The sequence below is a fragment of the Enterobacter cloacae complex sp. CARB60 genome (assembly GCF_036487345.1).
Lineage (GTDB): Bacteria > Pseudomonadota > Gammaproteobacteria > Enterobacterales > Enterobacteriaceae > Enterobacter > Enterobacter asburiae_D.
Map to the genome: position 1 here is coordinate 228,391 of NZ_JAZKLC010000002.1, position 17,946 is coordinate 246,336.

A 17,946-nucleotide genomic window follows, 5' to 3' on the forward strand; every position below is an offset into this window, starting at 1 on the left:
GCCGTTTTGCCCGCCGGTAAACACATTTCAAGGAGAAGCGGATGAAACAGTTTTTGATTGCTCCCTCAATTCTGTCGGCCGATTTTGCCCGCCTGGGTGAAGACACCGCCAAAGCTCTCGCGGCTGGTGCAGATGTCGTCCATTTCGACGTTATGGACAACCACTACGTCCCGAATCTGACCATTGGCCCAATGGTGCTTAAGGCGCTGCGCAACTACGGCATTACCGCGCCGATCGACGTTCACCTGATGGTGAAGCCTGTTGATCGCATCGTGCCTGACTTCGCCGCAGCGGGTGCCAGCATCATCACTTTCCATCCGGAAGCCTCTGAACACGTGGACCGCACGCTGCAGCTGATCAAAGAGAACGGCTGTAAAGCGGGCCTGGTGTTTAACCCGGCCACGCCGCTGAGCTATCTCGACTATGTCATGGACAAGCTGGACGTGATCCTGCTGATGTCCGTTAACCCGGGCTTTGGCGGTCAGTCGTTTATCCCCCACACGCTGGATAAGCTGCGTGAAGTGCGCCGTCGTATTGATGAGTCAGGTTACGATATTCGTCTGGAAGTGGACGGCGGTGTGAAAGTGAATAACATTGGTGAAATTGCGGCAGCGGGCGCGGATATGTTCGTTGCAGGTTCGGCAATTTTCGACCAACCGGATTACAAAAAAGTCATTGATGAAATGCGTCGTGAGCTGGCGAAGGTAAGTCATGGATAAATTGCAGGCAATTCGGGGTGTGGCATTCGACCTCGACGGCACGCTGGTCGACAGCGCGCCGGGCTTAACGAGCGCCGTAGACCAGGCGCTGTACGCACTTGAACTGCCCGTTGCGGGTGAAGATCGCGTGGTAACGTGGATTGGCAACGGTGCCGATGTCCTGATGGAGCGCGCGTTGACGTGGGCTCGCCAGGAGCGCGCGTCGCAGCGTTCCGCGCAGGGTAAACCGAGCGTTGACCACGCTGACATCCCTAAGGATGAGCAGCTGCGTATTCTGCGCAAACTGTTCGATCGTTTCTATGAAGAGACCGTCGAGGAGGGCAGTTTCCTGTTCCCGGACGTTAAGGAAACGCTGAGCGCGCTGCACGCGAAGGGCCTCCCGCTGGGGCTGGTGACCAACAAGCCAACCCCGTTCGTTGCGCCTCTGCTGGAAGCGCTGGATATCGCGAAGTATTTCTCCGTGATTGTGGGCGGCGACGACGTGCAGAACAAAAAGCCGCATCCGGAACCGCTGTTGCTGGTGGCAGGAAAATTATCCTTAACGCCTGCGGAGCTGCTCTTTGTCGGGGATTCGCGCAATGATATTCTGGCCGCCCGCGCGGCAGGGTGTCCTTCCGTCGGATTAACCTATGGCTACAACTACGGTGAGGCCATCACGCTAAGTGAGCCGGATGTGGTCTTCGACCACTTCAAAGATTTGTTGCCCGCACTCGGGCTTTCGCACAGTGAACATCAGGAATTGAATAATGACTAAGCCCATCGTTTTTAGTGGCGCACAGCCTTCAGGTGAATTGACCATTGGTAACTACATGGGTGCGTTACGTCAGTGGGTCAGCATGCAGGATGACTACCATTGCATTTACTGCATCGTCGATCTCCACGCGATTACCGCGCGTCAGGATCCTGAGAAGCTGCGTAAAGCCACCCTGGATACGCTGGCGCTGTACCTGGCCTGCGGCATCGATCCTGAGAAAAGCACCATTTTCGTTCAGTCTCACGTGCCAGAGCACGCGCAGCTGGGCTGGGCGCTGAACTGCTACACCTATTTCGGCGAGCTGAGCCGCATGACCCAGTTCAAGGATAAATCCGCGCGCTACTCTGAAAACATCAACGCCGGTCTGTTCGACTATCCGGTGCTGATGGCGGCGGACATCCTGCTGTATCAAACCAACCAGGTGCCGGTGGGTGAAGACCAGAAGCAGCATCTGGAGCTGAGCCGCGATATCGCCCAGCGCTTTAACGCGATTTACGGTGATGTGTTTAAAGTGCCAGAGCCGTTTATTCCAAAATCCGGCGCGCGCGTGATGTCGCTGCTGGAGCCAACCAAGAAGATGTCCAAGTCTGACGATAACCGCAACAACGTTATTGGCCTGCTGGAAGATCCGAAATCCGTCGTCAAAAAGCTCAAGCGCGCGGTCACCGACTCCGACGAGCCGCCTGTTGTGCGCTACGACGTGCAGAACAAAGCGGGCGTCTCCAACCTGCTGGATATCCTCTCCGGCGTGACCGGCCAGAGCATTCCTGAGCTGGAGCAGCACTTCGAAGGCAAGATGTACGGCCACCTGAAAGGCGAAGTGGCAGATGCCGTTTCCGGGATGCTGACCGAGCTGCAGGAGCGCTATAACCGCTACCGTAACGACGAAGCTTTCCTGCAGAAGGTGATGAAAGACGGCGCAGAAAAAGCTAGCGCGCGCGCGTCCGAAACCCTGAAAGCGGTGTACGAAGCGATCGGGTTTGTTGCGAAGCCGTAAGTCTGCTTTGCCGGGTGGCGCTGACGCTTACCCGGCCTACGGGATCGTGTAGGTCGGGTAAGGCGAAGCCGCCACCCGACTAAAAACCACACTCTCCAAAACTAAAAAACCGGGAAAGCCCCGGTTTTTTTACGCCTGAAAATCGCTTACTGCTGCGCCGCCGGGCCGCAACCGCCGATGATCTTCGAAATGGAGATCGCCGGGTGCAGCAGGTAATCATAGCTGCAGTTATTTTTAGTGTTCTGTACGTGACCGGTGCAGGCGGTCAGAGTCGATAACAGGCCAACCAGAACGGCGGCTTTTGCCAGTTTGAACATACGCATTCCTTGTCTTAAAAACGAAAATTGGATGTAACTCAAGGGAATAAAGGGAAAAGTTCCACTTCGGGGCGGTATGTTATCGACAGCGGTAAGAGGGGAGTAGTCCGCTTAAGGACTACTCCGGAAAGGAAGAATATGCGTTAGTGATTCGAGAACCAGTTCAGCTTGTCGCGCAGTTCAACCACACGACCCACCACAATCAGCGCCGGGCTTTCAACCTGCTGCGCCAGCTCGCCGAGCTGCGTCAGCACGCCATTCACCACGCGCTGCTTGATGGACGTACCGTTTTCCACCAGCGCGACCGGCATATCTGCCTTCATGCCGTGCTCCAGTAGCTTCGCCTGAATCGTCGCGGCCTGGTTCAGCCCCATGTAGAACACCAGCGTCTGCTTTTCGGCGGCCAGGTTATGCCAGTCCAGCTCGCTGCCGGTTTTCAGGTGGCCCGTCACCAGCCGCACGCTCTGGGCGAAGTCGCGGTGGGTCAGCGGAATGCCCGAGTAAGCGGAACACCCGGATGCCGCCGTAATGCCCGGCACGACAGAGAACGGAATGCCCGCCTCACACAGAGTTTCCAGCTCCTCGCCGCCGCGCCCAAAGATAAAGGGATCGCCGCCCTTAAGGCGCACCACGCGCTTACCTTTCTGCGCCTCGCGCAGCAGGATCTGGTTAATCTCCTCCTGCGGCACGCAGTGGTAACCCGCCCGTTTTCCAACGAATACGCGGTCGGCGTCGCGACGCACCAGGTTCATGATGTCATCGGAGACCAGGCGATCGTAAACCACGATATCGGCCTGCTGGATCTGCTGCAGTCCTTTCAGCGTCAATAATCCTGCATCTCCCGGCCCGGCCCCGACCAGCACCACTTCGCCGCGATGGTCCAGCGGCTCGCTCAGGAGCCGTTCGGTCGTCTCTTCAACGGCTTTGGTGTCCTGATTCGCCAGCGACTGCGCCAGCCTGTCGTTCACAAAGAATTTTTCCCAGAAGCGACGGCGCTCGCCCACGGTCGCGAAGGTTTGCTTCACGCGGGTGCGGAGCTGCCCGGCGTAATGGGCAATCTGACCAAGATGCTGGGGCAGCACGGCCTCCAGTTTTTCCCGCAGCAGGCGGGCGAGAACCGGCGAGCGTCCGCCGGACGACACCGCAATCATCAGCGGCGAGCGGTCGATAATCGACGGCATGATAAAGCTGGCCTCTTTTGGCGCATCCACCACGTTGCAGAAAATTCGGCGCGCTTCGCAGGCGTCGCTGACGCGCTGGTTCACTTCATCGTCATCCGTTGCGGCAATGGTCAGCCAGCAGGTATCCAGCAGGGAAACATTAAACTCCCCCTGTTCCAGCGTGAGCATCCCTTCCTGGGCCCAGACCTCAAACTGTGGGGCAAAGGCGAGGGCGTTGACGGTCAGTCGTGCGCCAGCTTCTAACAGCAGGCGCGCTTTGCGTTCAGCCACGTCGCCGCCGCCCACGAGCAGGCAGTCGCGGTTGCGTAATTGACAAAAAATCGGCAGGTGATCCACGACGTTACCTCGCAGCATTCATGGAGGGGGTAAGAATTGACGTCAGGATAACAGCAGGAATCGTACAGAACATACGGTTTTTCCTGCCGTTACCCCTAAGAGGTCATAGCCTTTTCTGGTGAAAAGGCGGGGATTAGCCTTTCAGCTGTACCATGCCGTCCTTCACGCGGGCATCGTAGTGCTTCACGGAGATATTTTCATCTTCCATACAGCGCCCGTCAGTTAAGCGGAAACGCTGCTTTTTCAGCGGGCTGGCAACCCACAGTTCACCCTGATGCTCGGCAATCAGTCCACGAGAGAGCACGCTGGCCTCGAAGAACGGGTCGATATTGCTGATGGCAAAAACCTGCTCATCGTGGCGAGGGCGGAAAATCGCAACCTGCTCGTTGCCCAGCAGCGCGCACACGCCGGTGGCGGGGATAATGTCGTTAATATTGCAGATGCTTACCCACTGGCTCATGCGTTTTCCTCCACCAGCGTCACTGGGATGCGTTCATACGGCGTTGCCGGGCGATGCTGTTCACGCTCCGGCACAACCTGTACGTTCGGGTCGCGCTGGGTGCTGTTGATAAAGTGTTTGAAGCGCGTCTGCGCCGCAGGCGTGTTCACGGTTTCAGTCCACTCGCAGATCACCGCCTCGCGCAGGCGGGCCATCTCGGCTTCCAGATGTTCGTTCAGGCCCAGCTTGTCGTCGATGATGACCGATTTCAGGTAGTCGATGCCGCCTTCCAGGTTATCGAGCCAGGAAGCGGTACGGGTCAGCTTATCGGCGGTACGGATGTAGAACATCATGAAGCGGTCGAGATACTGAATCAGCGTATCGCGATCGAGATCCGCGGCCAGCAGGTCCGCATGGCGCGGTTTCATCCCGCCGTTGCCGCAGACGTACAGGTTCCAGCCTTTCTCGGTGGCGATGATACCCACGTCTTTACCCTGCGCTTCCGCACATTCGCGGGTACAGCCGGAGACGCCAAACTTCATTTTGTGCGGGGTGCGGATGCCTTTGTAGCGGTTTTCCAGCTCCACGCCGAAGCCCACGCTATCGCCGACGCCGTAGCGGCACCAGGTGCTGCCCACGCAGGTTTTTGCCATGCGCAGTGCTTTGGCATACGCGTGGCCGGTTTCGAAGCCGGCTTCAATCAGCTGACGCCAGATTTCCGGCAGATCGTCTTTCTGCGCGCCAAACAGGCCGATACGCTGGGAGCCGGTGATTTTGGTGTAGAGATTAAATTCACGGGCAATACGGCCCACGGCCACCAGCCCTTCCGGCGTGATTTCGCCACCGGCGGAACGTGGGATGACGGAGTAGGTGCCGTCTTTCTGGATGTTCGCCAGGAAGTTGTCGTTGGTGTCCTGCAGCGGCGTATGCTCGGGCTTGAGCACGTACTCGTTCCAGCAGGAGGCCAGCAGGGAGCCGACGGTCGGTTTACACACTTCGCAGCCGTAGCCCTGGCCGTGCTTCGCCAGCAGTTCGTCGAAGGACTTAATGCCCTCCACGCGGATCAGGTGGTACAGCTCCTGGCGAGAATACGCGAAGTGCTCGCACAGGTTGTTGTTCACTTCTATGCCCTGTTTCGCCAGCTCGGCGTTCAGCACCTGAGTGACCAGCGGAATACAGCCGCCGCAGCCGGTACCGGCTTTGGTTTCCGCTTTCAGGGCCGCCACGGTGTGGCAGCCTTTGTTGATGGCGGAGATCAGCATGCCTTTAGTGACGTCGAAGCAGGAGCATATCTGCGCGCTGTCCGGCAGTTTATCCACGCCGATAGACGGCTTGCCGCTTGACGCGTGCGCCGGGAGGATCAGCGCGTCCGGGTTTTCCGGCAGTTCGATGGCGTTCAGCACCAGCTGGAGCAGGTTGCCAAAGTCGCTGGTGTCGCCCACCAGCACCGCGCCGAGCAGGGTTTTATTGTCCTGGCTGACGATGAGGCGTTTGTAGACTTCTTTGCTTTCGTCGAGATAGACATAGCTGCGGGAATTCGGGGTGCGGCCATGCGCATCGCCAATACCGCCTACGTCCACGCCCAGCAGCTTCAGCTTGGCGCTCATGTCTGCACCGGTAAACGCATTTTCGCTGCCGAGGATATGGTCCACCGCGACCTGCGCCATTTTGTAGCCCGGCGCCACCAGGCCGTATACGCGGTTGTTCCAGCTAGCGCATTCGCCGATGGCGTAGATATCCGGATCGGAGGTCTGGCAGGTGTCGTTGATCATGATCCCGCCGCGCTGCGCCACGGCCAGCCCGCACTGGGTCGCCAGCTTGTCGCGCGGACGAATACCGGTGGAGAAGACGATGAAGTCCACTTCCAGCTCGCTGCCGTCGGCAAAGCGCATGGTTTTGCGTGCTTCAGTCCCTTCCTGAACGATCTCTTTGGTGTTCTTGCTGGTGTGAACCTTCACGCCCATGCTTTCGATTTTACGGCGCAGCTGGTCACCGCCCATGTGGTCCAACTGCTCGGCCATCAGCATCGGGGCAAATTCGATGACGTGGGTTTCAACGCCGAGGTTTTTCAGCGCGCCAGCCGCTTCCAGGCCCAGCAGACCGCCGCCGACAACCGCGCCGCGTCTGCTTCGGCGCGCGCAGGATTCGATAGCGTTGAGATCTTCAATGGTACGGTAGACGAAGCAATCCTGAGTTTCTGAGCCTTTGATCGGCGGGATCCACGGATAGGAGCCTGTCGCCATAATCAGCTTGTCGTAAAAAACCGTACGCCCGGCGCTGGAGTGAATCACTTTTTCCTGACGGTTGATGGTGATAGCGCGTTCGCCCACCAGCACTTTTACGCCATGCTTCTCGTAGAAACCTTCACGCACCAGAGAGAGCTCTTCGGCGGTATGATGGGAGAAGTAGGAAGACAGGTGCACGCGGTCGTACGCCTTGCGGGGTTCTTCACAGAACACGGTAATATCGAACTGCTCAGCATCGGCCTTATCGAGAAGATCCTCAATAAAGCGGTGGCCGACCATGCCGTTACCGATGATAGCGAGTCTGACTTTGCTCATTATTGCCTCGATTTCTTTTCTATTATTGCCTACCTTAACGATTCAGCAGGGGCGCTTATTGATGCAAATCAAATACGTCTTCGCCTACTCCTTAGGTGGTATGCGACTGATTTGTCAGGATTTTTATAAGTGGCGGAAATCGCAGGCTTTTCGTGCTCGTTGAATTTGTGTACAAATCAGGGACGGTTTTGCCAAAATTGATACGCCTGAATATCAGCGGCGTTTTTTAGGGGAAGGGTATGTCTACAACACCGTTATGGCTTGTTCAGAATGTTCGTTTACCGGGTCGGGAAGGGCTGTGGCAACTCGCCATTGAGAACGGGCGATTTGGTGACATCACCCCGATGGACGACACCCACGCCGAAAGTTATGAAGTATTGAACGCGCGCGGCGGGCTTGCTTTCCCGCCGTTCATTGAGCCGCATATCCATCTTGATACGACCCAGACGGCGGGTGAGCCGAACTGGAACCAGTCCGGCACGCTGTTCGAAGGCATTGAGCGCTGGGCGGAGCGCAAGGCGTTGCTCAGCCATGAGGATGTGAAAGCGCGCGCCTGGAAAACGCTGAAGTGGCAAATTGCCAACGGCATCCAGTTTGTCCGTACCCATGTAGATGTTTCCGACCCGACGCTGACCACCCTTAAGGCGATGCTGGAGGTGAAGCAGGAGGTTGCCCCGTGGGTGACGCTGCAAATCGTCGCGTTCCCGCAGGAAGGTATTCTCTCTTACCCGAACGGCGCGGCGCTGCTGGAAGAGGCGTTAAAGCTGGGGGCCGACGTGGTGGGGGCGATCCCACACTTCGAGTTCACCCGCGAGTATGGCGTGCAGTCGCTGCATATCGCGTTTGAACTGGCGAAGAAGTATGACCGTCCGCTGGATATCCACTGCGATGAAATCGACGACGAGCAGTCGCGCTTTGTGGAGACGGTCGCGACGCTGGCGTATGAAGCAGGTATCGGCCCGCGCGTGACGGCCAGCCACACCACCGCCATGCACTCCTACAACGGCGCTTACACCTCGCGGCTCTTCCGTCTGCTGAAAATGTCGGGGATTAACTTCGTCGCTAACCCGCTGGTCAATATCCACCTGCAGGGGCGCTTTGATGACTATCCGAAGCGCCGCGGCATCACCCGGGTGAAAGAGCTCCAGGAAGCGGGCATTAACGTCTGCTTCGGTCATGACGACGTCTTCGACCCGTGGTATCCGCTGGGCACCGGCAACATGCTGCAGGTGCTGCATATGGGGCTGCACGTCTGCCAGATGATGGGCTATCCGCAAATCGACAGCGGCCTGAATCTCATCACCCATAACAGCGCCCGGACCTTCGGCCTGAGCGATTACGGTATTGCCACGGGAAACCCGGCGAACCTGATTATTCTGCCTGCGGAGAGCGGGTTTGAAGCCGTGCGCTGCCAGGTGCCGGTGCGCTGGTCGATTCGTCAGGGACGGGTGATCGCTACGACGCAGCTGGCGCAGACGTGGATCCAGACGGATGTCGGGGGAGAAGAGGTAAGCTTTGCCAGAAACAGCCCCTCTGCCGAGCGCAAAGGGGCGTAGGAGTTAGTGAGACGCCGCTGCCGCGTTGTGCTGGCGGTGGCGGGTCACGAAGCCCAGGATGAAGCACATGATGAACACCACGGCATACAGACCGTTAGCGGTGTGCAGCGCCGCCAGCGGGCCGCTGTGGGCCACGATCGGGCCAGTGACCACGAAGGTCAGCATGGTGCCGATGGTGCCGCAGGTCAGAACGAAGTTAACCAGCTTCGGCGAGGCCACTTTGGTCTGCAGGGAGCCCAGGGTGATGATCGAGGTATAAATGGCGCTGGAGAAGAAGCCCAGGGTCAGAATGAACCACGGCATATGCTCCGGTGAACCGTTGATGAACAGGTACATCAGCACGGTCGCCATACCCGCCAGCACGGTCAGAATGCGCTGCAGGTCGAAGAAGCGCAGGATGAAGCTAAACGCCCACATGCCGAACATGTAAGACATCCAGAAATCGCTCACCAGTTGACCCGCATCGTTCAGGCTCATGCCCAGACCTTTGGCGTATTCCGGGACCCAGGAGATAAAGCCCAGCTGGCCCAGGATGTAGCACAGGGCGGCAACGGAGAGGAACAGCACGCCGATGCCCCACTTTTCTTTCGCAACGGGCTCTGCGGTAGCTTGCGCTTTCTTGCCCAGCACCGGGAATTCACAGCCGAAGGTCAGAATGAAAATCGCCACGTACACCAGACCAATGCAGGCATAGACCCAGTACCACTCGATGCTGCGCGCCAGCAGAACGGCCGCGACCATCGGGAAAATCATTCCGGCCATGCTGAAGAAGGAGTCGGTAAACAGCAGGCGCGCGCCGCGCTGGCGGCCTTCATACATATGGGTAATCAGGAACGTACCGATCGACATGGTGATCCCGCTGACCAGACCGAGCACGAACATGGCGGCTGAGAACAGCGCGATGCTGTGGCTCAGCATCAGGCCCGCCACGGCGGCGACCATCAGCACAAAGCCAAAGCGCAGCTGGGTCTTCAGCGGAACGATTTCCATCAGCCAGGCATTCAGGAAGATAGAGATCAGGATCCCTGCGTTGAGGAAGGTGAAGGTATTACTCATGCTGGAAACGGGCAACTGGAAGTAGTCTGCGATATTCCCCATCACCATCCCGGTGACGATCACCAACGCGCCGGTCAGAGCGTAGGAGAAGAAGCTGATCCATGTGAGCTTGATGCGATTGCTGTTAGTCATGTCTGGCCTGTTCAGAAAAAGAAAAGCGCCCATGGGGCGCTGATAGCGGGCAGATTTTAGACATTAAAGTGATCTATTCATATCTTTTAAGAGAAATTAGAACTTCATTGCATGTTTTTGTGTGATCGCGATCACACAAAAAGGCGCGAAAGCCAACCGTTTGCGCGGTTACAACTGTTTCAATTTCGTAAAATTAGGTAAAAGGCTGGTCTCCGTTCATACTGCTCTTTAGAATCAAGCTATTCGCTTTTTATACTGCGCTTTGTTAAGGAATTCTCATGCTCAAATCAACACTGGCGGCTGTCGCAGCTGTGTTTGCTCTTTCTGCCGTTTCCCCTGCTGCGCTGGCAGCCAAAGGGGACCCTCACGTTCTGCTGACCACCTCCGCCGGGAACATTGAGCTGGAACTGAATAGCCAGAAAGCTCCGGTTTCTGTGAAAAACTTCCTCGACTACGTGAACAGTGGGTTCTATAACAACACCACCTTCCACCGCGTGATCCCAGGCTTTATGGTGCAGGGCGGCGGCTTCAACGAGCAGATGCAGCAGAAACAGCCTAACCCGCCAATCAAAAACGAAGCGGACAACGGCCTGCTGAACAAGCGCGGCACCATCTCCATGGCGCGTACCGCGGACAAAGACAGCGCCACCAGCCAGTTCTTCCTGAACGTGGCGGATAACGCCTTCCTCGACCACGGCCAGCGCGACTTTGGCTATGCGGTCTTCGGTAAAATCGTGAAGGGGATGGACGTGGCCGACAAGATTTCTCAGGTGCCTACTCACGACGTCGGTCCGTATCAGAATGTGCCGTCAAAACCGGTGGTTATCCTCTCCGCGAAAGTTCTGCCGTAATTCTTCTGAACGCGGGCTTCTCCTGCCCGCGTTATGTAACCCTCCCTGCGAAAGCGCGTTTTGCTGCTTATACTTGTGGCAAACGGACTATTCAGGGAGGCGTTAAGTGAAAAAACTCACCGACAAGCAAAAATCCCGTCTCTGGGAGCAGCAGCGTAACGTCAATTTACAGGCCAGTTGTCTCCTTGAAAAAGGTAATGGTCCCTCCGAACCCCATATTGAGACGCTGGAGCTTGGGCCTTCCGCGCCCGGGTTGCCCCATCTGTGCCTTATTCATCGTCATTTGTACCGCAGCGAGATGAAGCGGGCAGGCGAGCTCCGTACCGACGATATTTTTAAAGGGGATATTCCCTTCTGCCATTTTGAGTACATCGAGAAGATGGGCAACGAGCTGATGGCGGCGCTGGAAGGCGAAAAGTATCTTGTGGGTCTTGAGAAAGCGGCGTTTGTTGACCGGGTTAGCCACTATTACTGCGAAATCAACATGCTGCATCCCTTCATGCGTGGCAACGGTATTGCCCAGCGCGTTTTCTTTGAGCAGCTGGCGCTCCACGCGGGCTACGCGCTGGACTGGCGCGATATCGATCCCGAGCAGTGGGTGGCGGCTAATCGAAGTGGCGCAACGGGGGATTTAACCGCGTTAAACGCTATCTTTGCCAAAGTAGTGAGCGAAGCGCGGGAATCTGAGTAGAATAGGGCGGCATTTTTTTCGGGAGCCGCCATGATTCTGCTGATTGATAACTACGATTCCTTCACCTGGAACCTTTACCAGTATTTTTGTGAACTGGGTGCAGAGGTAGTTGTCCGCCGCAACGACGAGATCGATCTCGCCGATATTGAGACGCTGGCTCCGCAGAAAATCGTGATTTCTCCGGGGCCGTGTACGCCGTCGGAGTCGGGTATTTCTCTGGAGGTTATCCAGCACTATGCCGGCACGCTGCCGATCCTGGGCGTGTGCCTGGGTCATCAGGCCATTGCCCAGGCGTTTGGTGCCACCATTGTCCGCGCCGCGAAAGTGATGCACGGGAAAACCTCTCCCGTCACCCACACCGGCACCGGGGTATTTACGGGGCTTAATAACCCGTTAACCGTGACGCGCTACCATTCGCTGGTGATTGACCCGCCGACGCTGCCCGCCTGCTTTGAGGTGACCGCCTGGAGCGATACCCAGGAAATCATGGGGATTCGCCACCGCGAATGGGACCTCGAAGGCGTGCAGTTCCACCCGGAAAGCATCCTCAGCGAGCAGGGGCACGCGCTGCTGGCAAATTTCCTCAATCGCTGAATATCTGTTGCCTTGCTGTGATTTTTTATGCATATTTTGTGATTATATTTTCACAATCACTGTGACATAAAATGGATGGTCATGACATGGCAACTGAACAACCAGCAATTACCCGCGCGACATTTGATGAAGTGATCCTGCCGATTTATGCACCGGCTGAGTTTATCCCGGTGAAGGGAAAGGGCAGCCGCGTCTGGGATCAGCAGGGTAAAGAGTATGTGGATTTCGCGGGCGGTATTGCGGTCACGGCGCTGGGTCATTGCCATCCCGCGCTGGTGGAGGCGCTGAAAACCCAGGGCGAAACCCTGTGGCACACCAGCAACGTGTTCACCAACGAACCGGCGCTGCGCCTGGGGCGTAAGATCATTGATGCCACCTTCGCCGAGCGCGTGCTGTTTATGAACTCCGGCACCGAAGCCAACGAAACCGCTTTTAAGCTGGCGCGCTACTACGCGACAACGCGCCACAGCCCGTACAAAACCAAAATCATCGCCTTCCACAATGCTTTCCACGGCCGCTCCTTCTTCACCGTCTCCGTTGGCGGCCAGCCGAAGTATTCCGACGGGTTTGGCCCGAAACCGGCCGACATCGTCCACGTGCCGTTTAACGATCTGCACGCCGTGAAAGCGGTAATGGACGACCACACCTGCGCGGTGGTTGTCGAGCCGATCCAGGGTGAAGGCGGCGTGACGGCGGCAACCCCGGAATTCCTGAAAGGGCTGCGCGCGCTGTGCGACGAGCATCAGGCGCTGCTGGTCTTTGATGAAGTGCAGTGCGGGATGGGGCGTACCGGCGATCTGTTCGCGTATATGCACTACGGCGTGACGCCGGATATTCTGACCAGCGCTAAAGCGCTCGGCGGTGGTTTCCCGGTGAGTGCGGTACTGACGACGCAGGAGATCGCCTCCGCGTTCCACGTCGGCTCTCACGGCTCTACCTACGGCGGTAACCCGCTGGCGAGCGCCGTGGCGGGCGCCGCATTCGACATTATCAACACGCCGGAGGTGTTGAACGCCGTGAGCGCGAAGCGCGAGCTGTTCGTAAAACACCTGCAAAAGATTGATGAGCAGTACGACGTGTTCAGCGAGATCCGCGGGATGGGGCTGCTGATTGGTGCCGAGCTGAAGCCGCAGTACAAAGGCCGCGCGCGCGACTTCCTGCACGCCGCCGCGCACGAAGGGGTGATGGTGCTGAACGCGGGGCCGGACGTGATGCGCTTTGCGCCGTCGCTGGTGGTGGAAGATAAAGACATCGAAGACGGGTTAACCCGCTTTGCCGCGGCGGTCGCGAAGATCGTAAAAGGTTAATACGCCGTCCGCTTCAACCTGCGCGTTAACCAAATCCCGTGATGCGGACGCTGACGCCATGCCACCGACGAAATGGTGTGCATGGTGTTCAGATGTCCCAGAACGCGCTGCAAATGCTGCTCCAGCGTGCTCATTGGCCCGTGGGTCAACGTCTCCGGCGCTTCCAGAATGTTCGAATCTCCCGACTCACCCGGCGAGTCATACTCCAGACGCTGCTGACACCTCTGCAACGCAATTTCACACGACTGCAAATAGCGCTGCGCCAGATCCGGCGTCAGCATCGTGTGCTCGCGGGCCAGCGTTGTCATGGCGTTAATGTGCTCGACGATAAACTGGCTGTGCGTCACCCAGAGCTTCATATCTGCCAGATAGTGCGAGTTAAAGCCCGGCTCCTGCATCGCCTGGTTGAGTGAGTTAAACAGGGCGTTGTGCGCCTGGTTGACCTTCATCCGCTGATAGGCCAGCGGGGAGGGCTGCGGGTCGTCGCTCAGGATCAGGCGAATGGCCTGCTGGTCGGCTTCCAGCGCGTCGTGGGCGTTCTGGCGCAGCAGTCCGCTTTGCCACTGCGGCCACAGCCAGACCATGCCGCCAAAGGCAATCAGGCAGCCGATCAGGGTATCAATCAGCCTGGCGACAATAAACTGTTCGCCATTGAGCGTAAGCAGCTGCAGGGTATATACCGCCGTCACCGTAAAGCCCACCATCGCCCAGCCGTAGTTCTTGCGGATAATCAGGTAGCTCACCAGCGTAACCGCCAGCATGCCTGCCAGGGTATAGCCTTCCGGCACGTGGAAGTGCAGCGTCACGCCCGCAATGATCAGCCCGGCCATCGTTCCGCCAGCCCGATGCAGAATACGCACCCGCGTCGCGCCGTAGCCGTTCTGGGTGACAAACAGCACGGTCATTAAGATCCAGTAGGGTTTCGGCAGGTGTAGCGCCATGCCCATCAGGCTGGCGGTACTGAGCATCACGCTAATCCTTGCGGCGTTGCGCAGGGCGGACGATTTAAGAGAAAGATAGCTTTTGAGGGCGGGCAGTAGCGGAAGCCGTTTCTGCTTATCCGCCATCAGGTCGCGGGGATAAAGCGGGCGCTGGGTGCGCAACACGCGGGCGATGCGGCTGAAGTGCCAGGCGGCAAACTGGCCGACGGGGTTATCCGGATGCTGACGGGCGATTTTCTCCAGCGCGCCCAGCTGCTTATCCATGTTAAAGCGCGTCGGGTAGCGGTGATAGAGAATATCATCGGCCAGCACGCGCAGGCGTGCGGAGACGGTCTGCGCGTTCCAGCGGATCACCGCTTCGGCGTGGCTGCGCTCGACCAGCTTTTGCACCTCCTGCGGGTGGTGCAGGCTAACGGAGATATGCTCCTGCAGATCCAGCCCGACCTGGAAGGTGCGCAGCAGCCGTTTGTACTCGTGGTTCTTATTGGCGGCGAGCATATGCAGCTGCTGATAGCACTGGCTTATCAGATCCACCACCTTCTGCTGGCGCGTCAGCAGCGGCGGTAAGGATTTTTCCGGATCGGTATGCTGGGTGAGCAGGGTGTATTTGGCTTCGCAGTAATCCGCAAGCTGCACATAGAGCAGGCTCAGGGATTCACGCAGCGGCTGTTCGCGCCACAGCCAGAACCAAAACCAGTTAAACAGCCCGTACCATAATGTCCCCAGGGCGTAGATCAGCAGCGGCTCCCACACCGGCATATTCCCGGCGAGGCTCAGCGTGAAAATGGCCGCAATCAGCGAAGCGGGAAGCAGGCGGGCGTGCAGCGAACTGATTTCCGCCGTGACGCCGAGGGTCATCGCCAGCACGGTCAGGATCAGCGGCAGCGGGATATCACGAGCCAGTAACAGCTGTACGGTGAGGCTACAGCCCGCAAACAGGCAGCCGCCGATAATCAGGCGTTTGAAAAAGCGCTTATGCGGCGTGTCCAGACCGGCAATGTTGCAGCAGGCGGGCACGAGGGAAAACAGCAGGCCTTGCTGGAGATGTCCGAGGAGCAGACCTATGGCCACAGGAAGACACAACACCAGCGTTTGTCGCAGTGCGTAGTTAACTTCCGGGTGATAGATCAGCCTGCGCCACATGGGGAATAGAGACAAAAACGGCGTGACACCTTGCGATGGCACGCCGTTTAAGCGGAATTAACGCGTTCCGTAGACCACGATGGTTTTACCGTGGGCGGAGATCAGGTTTTGATCTTCCAGCATTTTCAGGATACGGCCCACTGTTTCACGGGAGCAACCGACGATCTGACCAATTTCCTGACGGGTAATTTTAATTTGCATGCCGTCCGGGTGGGTCATGGCGTCTGGCTGTTTCGCCAGGTTCAACAGGGTTTGTGCGATACGACCGGTAACGTCCAGGAAGGCGAGGTTACCCACTTTCTCTGACGTGACCTGCAGACGGCGCGCCATCTGGGAAGAAAGACGCATCAGGATGTCAGGGTTAACCTGAATCAGCTGACGGAACTTCTTGTAAGAAATTTCAGCCACTTCACATGCTGTCTTTGCACGAACCCAGGCGCTACGTTCCTGGCCCTCTTCAAACAGGCCCAGTTCACCGATGAAATCGCCCTGGTTCAGATAAGAAAGGATCATCTCTTTCCCTTCTTCATCTTTGATCAGCACTGCCACCGAGCCTTTAACGATGTAATACAACGTTTCCGCTTTTTCACCCTGGTGAATCAGCGTGCTCTTTGATGGGTACTTATGAATGTGGCAATGAGACAAGAACCATTCGAGAGTCGGGTCTGTTTGCGGTTTGCCAAGCACCATGCGCTGTTATCCTCTGTTATAAGCTGTCACCAGAGTCATCAGATGCATCCGGACTCTGGGGTTGCAATCGAATTCTTACCCATACCCTGGGAAGTCGGCTACCGTAACGTTTCGCAGCCAGTAAAGTTTGATGTCCTCTGCATACATGTGTAACGTCAATGTATTACTGTAGCATCCAGAGTGTTTTAGCATAGCTTTCGCCGCGTGTCTCCTGGTGTCTCGCTTCAGCATGATGCAGGTCGCCTTCCATTGCGAGAAATGTAACGCACGCGTAATCTGTCACCAAAAATGCAACGTTGGAGTTTAAGAATATGCAAGCGCGCGTGAAATGGGTTGAAGGTTTAACGTTCCTGGGCGAGTCCGCGTCAGGACACCAGATTTTGATGGATGGTAACTCCGGCGATAAAGCGCCAAGCCCAATGGAAATGGTGCTGATGGCGGCAGGTGGATGCAGCGCAATTGACGTGGTGTCGATTCTGCAAAAAGGTCGCCATGACGTGACGGATTGTGAGGTTAAACTCACGTCAGAACGTCGCGAAGAGGCGCCACGCCTGTTCACCCATATTAACCTGCACTTTGTGGTCACCGGTAAAGAGCTGAAAGACGCGGCGGTCTCGCGTGCGGTGGACCTGTCTGCGGAGAAGTACTGCTCTGTGGCGTTAATGCTGGAGAAAGCGGTAAAAATCACGCATTCGTATGAAGTGATCGAGGCCTAATCTTTTGGCGGGTGGCGCTTCGCTGACCCGCCCTACAAAAGCACGACCGTAGGCCCGGTAAGCGCAGCGCCACCGGGCAAAACAACTCACGCTATCTGCTTCCCTTCCATCAGTCGCTCCACCAGCGGCGTCATGATGAGCTCCATCGCCAGCCCCATTTTTCCGCCCGGCACCACCAATGTATTCATGTGCGAAATAAACGAGCCCTGCAGCATCGCCAGCAGCCAGGGGTAATCAATGCCTTCGAGATTGCGGAAGTGGATCACCACAAAGCTCTCATCCAGCGACGGGATACTTTTGGCGGCAAACGGGTTGGAGGTGTCCACCGTCGGCACGCGCTGGAAGTTGATATGGGTGCGGGAGAACTGCGGCGTCAGGAAGTTAATGTAATCCTCCATGGAGCGGACCACTGAGTCCATCACCGCTTCGCGAGAATGGCCGCGCTCGCTCATGTCACGCGTCAGCTTCTGGATCCACTCCAGGTTAACGATAGGGACCACGCCGACCAGCAGATCCACGTGGCGCGCCACGTCGTGTTGAGGCGTGACCACGCCGCCGTGCAGTCCTTCGTAAAACAGGACGTCGGTAGGTTCCGGCAGCGGTTGCCACGGGGTAAAGGTTCCCGGCACCTGATTCCAGGGAACGGCTTCATCATAGGTATGCAGATACTTGCGGGACTGCCCTTTGCCGCTCTTACCGTACTCTATAAAGGTTTGTTCCAGCAGGCCGAAGTCATTGGCTTCCGGGCCGAAGTAACTGATGTGTTTACCCGAATCGCGCGCCTTACGGATGGCCATGTCCATCTCCGGGCGCGTGTAGCGGTGAAAGCTATCGCCTTCGACCTCCGCCGCACGGAGATTCAGCTGGGCGAAAATCTTGCGAAATGCGAGGCTGGTGGTGGTGGTTCCCGCACCACTCGACCCCGTAACGGCAATAACCGGATGTCTGGCAGACATAGCAACTCC

At 57.3% G+C, this 17,946-nt stretch carries 17 protein-coding genes; 9 read left to right on the forward strand and 8 right to left on the reverse strand.

Annotated elements, in window-relative coordinates; genetic code table 11:
• The first annotated feature begins 41 nt into the window (after positions 1-41).
• From rpe to trpS, 3 genes are read left to right on the forward strand one after another with little or no spacing between them, the layout of a single operon-like run.
• Positions 42-719 carry a ribulose-phosphate 3-epimerase gene (gene rpe / locus V4835_RS02000; RefSeq protein ID WP_024907923.1) on the forward strand — a complete coding sequence of 226 codons (678 nt, stop codon included), beginning with the start codon at positions 42-44 and terminating at the stop codon, positions 717-719.
• Complete coding sequence (gene gph, locus V4835_RS02005) at positions 712-1,473, forward strand: phosphoglycolate phosphatase (protein ID WP_331411100.1); 762 nt, start codon at positions 712-714, stop codon at positions 1,471-1,473. Before rpe ends, gph begins: the two co-directional genes overlap by 8 nt.
• A complete protein-coding gene (trpS, locus tag V4835_RS02010) occupies positions 1,466-2,470 on the forward strand; it encodes a tryptophan--tRNA ligase (RefSeq protein ID WP_010436358.1) in 1,005 nt (334 codons plus the stop codon). The genes gph and trpS overlap by 8 nt, the downstream gene beginning before the upstream one ends.
• Before the next feature lie 146 nt (positions 2,471-2,616).
• Here trpS and V4835_RS02015 read toward each other — a convergent pair whose 3' ends face one another.
• The 4 genes from V4835_RS02015 to nirB all read right to left on the reverse strand — a co-directional run bounded on the left by V4835_RS02015 (position 2,617) and on the right by nirB (position 7,304).
• Positions 2,617-2,787 (reverse strand): YhfL family protein, encoded by a 171-nt coding sequence (locus V4835_RS02015; protein ID WP_008503029.1) that lies wholly within the window; start codon positions 2,785-2,787, stop codon positions 2,617-2,619.
• A 143-nt stretch (positions 2,788-2,930) separates the two neighbouring features.
• The gene (cysG, locus tag V4835_RS02020) at positions 2,931-4,304 is read right to left on the reverse strand and encodes a siroheme synthase CysG (protein WP_063144234.1); all 1,374 of its coding nucleotides are present in this window, start codon (positions 4,302-4,304) and stop codon (positions 2,931-2,933) included.
• A 133-nt stretch (positions 4,305-4,437) separates the two neighbouring features.
• The gene (gene nirD, locus V4835_RS02025; protein ID WP_063144233.1) at positions 4,438-4,764 is read right to left on the reverse strand and encodes a nitrite reductase small subunit NirD; all 327 of its coding nucleotides are present in this window, start codon (positions 4,762-4,764) and stop codon (positions 4,438-4,440) included.
• A complete protein-coding gene (gene nirB / locus V4835_RS02030; protein WP_331411101.1) occupies positions 4,761-7,304 on the reverse strand; it encodes a nitrite reductase large subunit NirB in 2,544 nt (847 codons plus the stop codon). The genes nirD and nirB overlap by 4 nt, the downstream gene beginning before the upstream one ends.
• Before the next feature lie 239 nt (positions 7,305-7,543).
• On the opposite strand from nirB, the gene V4835_RS02035 reads away from it, so the two are divergent.
• Positions 7,544-8,860 (forward strand): cytosine deaminase, encoded by a 1,317-nt coding sequence (locus V4835_RS02035; protein WP_331411102.1) that lies wholly within the window; start codon positions 7,544-7,546, stop codon positions 8,858-8,860.
• 3 nt (positions 8,861-8,863) lie between these two features.
• Here the strand turns inward: V4835_RS02035 and tsgA are convergent, their stop codons facing one another.
• Positions 8,864-10,048 (reverse strand): MFS transporter TsgA, encoded by a 1,185-nt coding sequence (tsgA, locus tag V4835_RS02040; protein ID WP_331411103.1) that lies wholly within the window; start codon positions 10,046-10,048, stop codon positions 8,864-8,866.
• A gap of 278 nt (positions 10,049-10,326) precedes the next feature.
• Between tsgA and ppiA the strand changes: the two genes are divergently transcribed.
• The 4 genes from ppiA to argD all read left to right on the forward strand — a co-directional run bounded on the left by ppiA (position 10,327) and on the right by argD (position 13,491).
• Positions 10,327-10,899, forward strand: a complete 573-nt coding sequence (gene ppiA / locus V4835_RS02045) for a peptidylprolyl isomerase A (RefSeq protein ID WP_023309471.1) — start codon at positions 10,327-10,329, stop codon at positions 10,897-10,899.
• A gap of 106 nt (positions 10,900-11,005) precedes the next feature.
• Entirely contained in the window at positions 11,006-11,590 is a 585-nt protein-coding gene (locus V4835_RS02050) for a putative adenosine monophosphate-protein transferase Fic (protein WP_063144230.1), read from the forward strand.
• A 30-nt stretch (positions 11,591-11,620) separates the two neighbouring features.
• Positions 11,621-12,184 (forward strand): aminodeoxychorismate synthase component 2, encoded by a 564-nt coding sequence (gene pabA / locus V4835_RS02055; RefSeq protein WP_331411104.1) that lies wholly within the window; start codon positions 11,621-11,623, stop codon positions 12,182-12,184.
• 86 nt (positions 12,185-12,270) lie between these two features.
• Positions 12,271-13,491 (forward strand): bifunctional acetylornithine/succinyldiaminopimelate transaminase, encoded by a 1,221-nt coding sequence (argD, locus tag V4835_RS02060; protein ID WP_187360836.1) that lies wholly within the window; start codon positions 12,271-12,273, stop codon positions 13,489-13,491.
• Here argD and V4835_RS02065 read toward each other — a convergent pair.
• Positions 13,488-15,575 (reverse strand): YccS/YhfK family putative transporter, encoded by a 2,088-nt coding sequence (locus V4835_RS02065; RefSeq protein WP_331414067.1) that lies wholly within the window; start codon positions 15,573-15,575, stop codon positions 13,488-13,490. The two genes, argD and V4835_RS02065, sit on opposite strands and share 4 nt — an antisense overlap.
• Before the next feature lie 57 nt (positions 15,576-15,632).
• A complete protein-coding gene (gene crp, locus V4835_RS02070; protein WP_000242758.1) occupies positions 15,633-16,265 on the reverse strand; it encodes a cAMP-activated global transcriptional regulator CRP in 633 nt (210 codons plus the stop codon).
• 311 nt (positions 16,266-16,576) lie between these two features.
• On the opposite strand from crp, the gene V4835_RS02075 reads away from it, so the two are divergent.
• Positions 16,577-16,981, forward strand: coding sequence for an OsmC family protein (locus tag V4835_RS02075; protein ID WP_008503018.1), 405 nt, complete (start codon positions 16,577-16,579; stop codon positions 16,979-16,981).
• 86 nt (positions 16,982-17,067) lie between these two features.
• On the opposite strand, the gene V4835_RS02080 is transcribed toward V4835_RS02075, so the two are convergent.
• Positions 17,068-17,937, reverse strand: a complete 870-nt coding sequence (locus V4835_RS02080; protein WP_023309465.1) for a phosphoribulokinase — start codon at positions 17,935-17,937, stop codon at positions 17,068-17,070.
• Between the last annotated feature and the right edge of the window lie 9 nt (positions 17,938-17,946).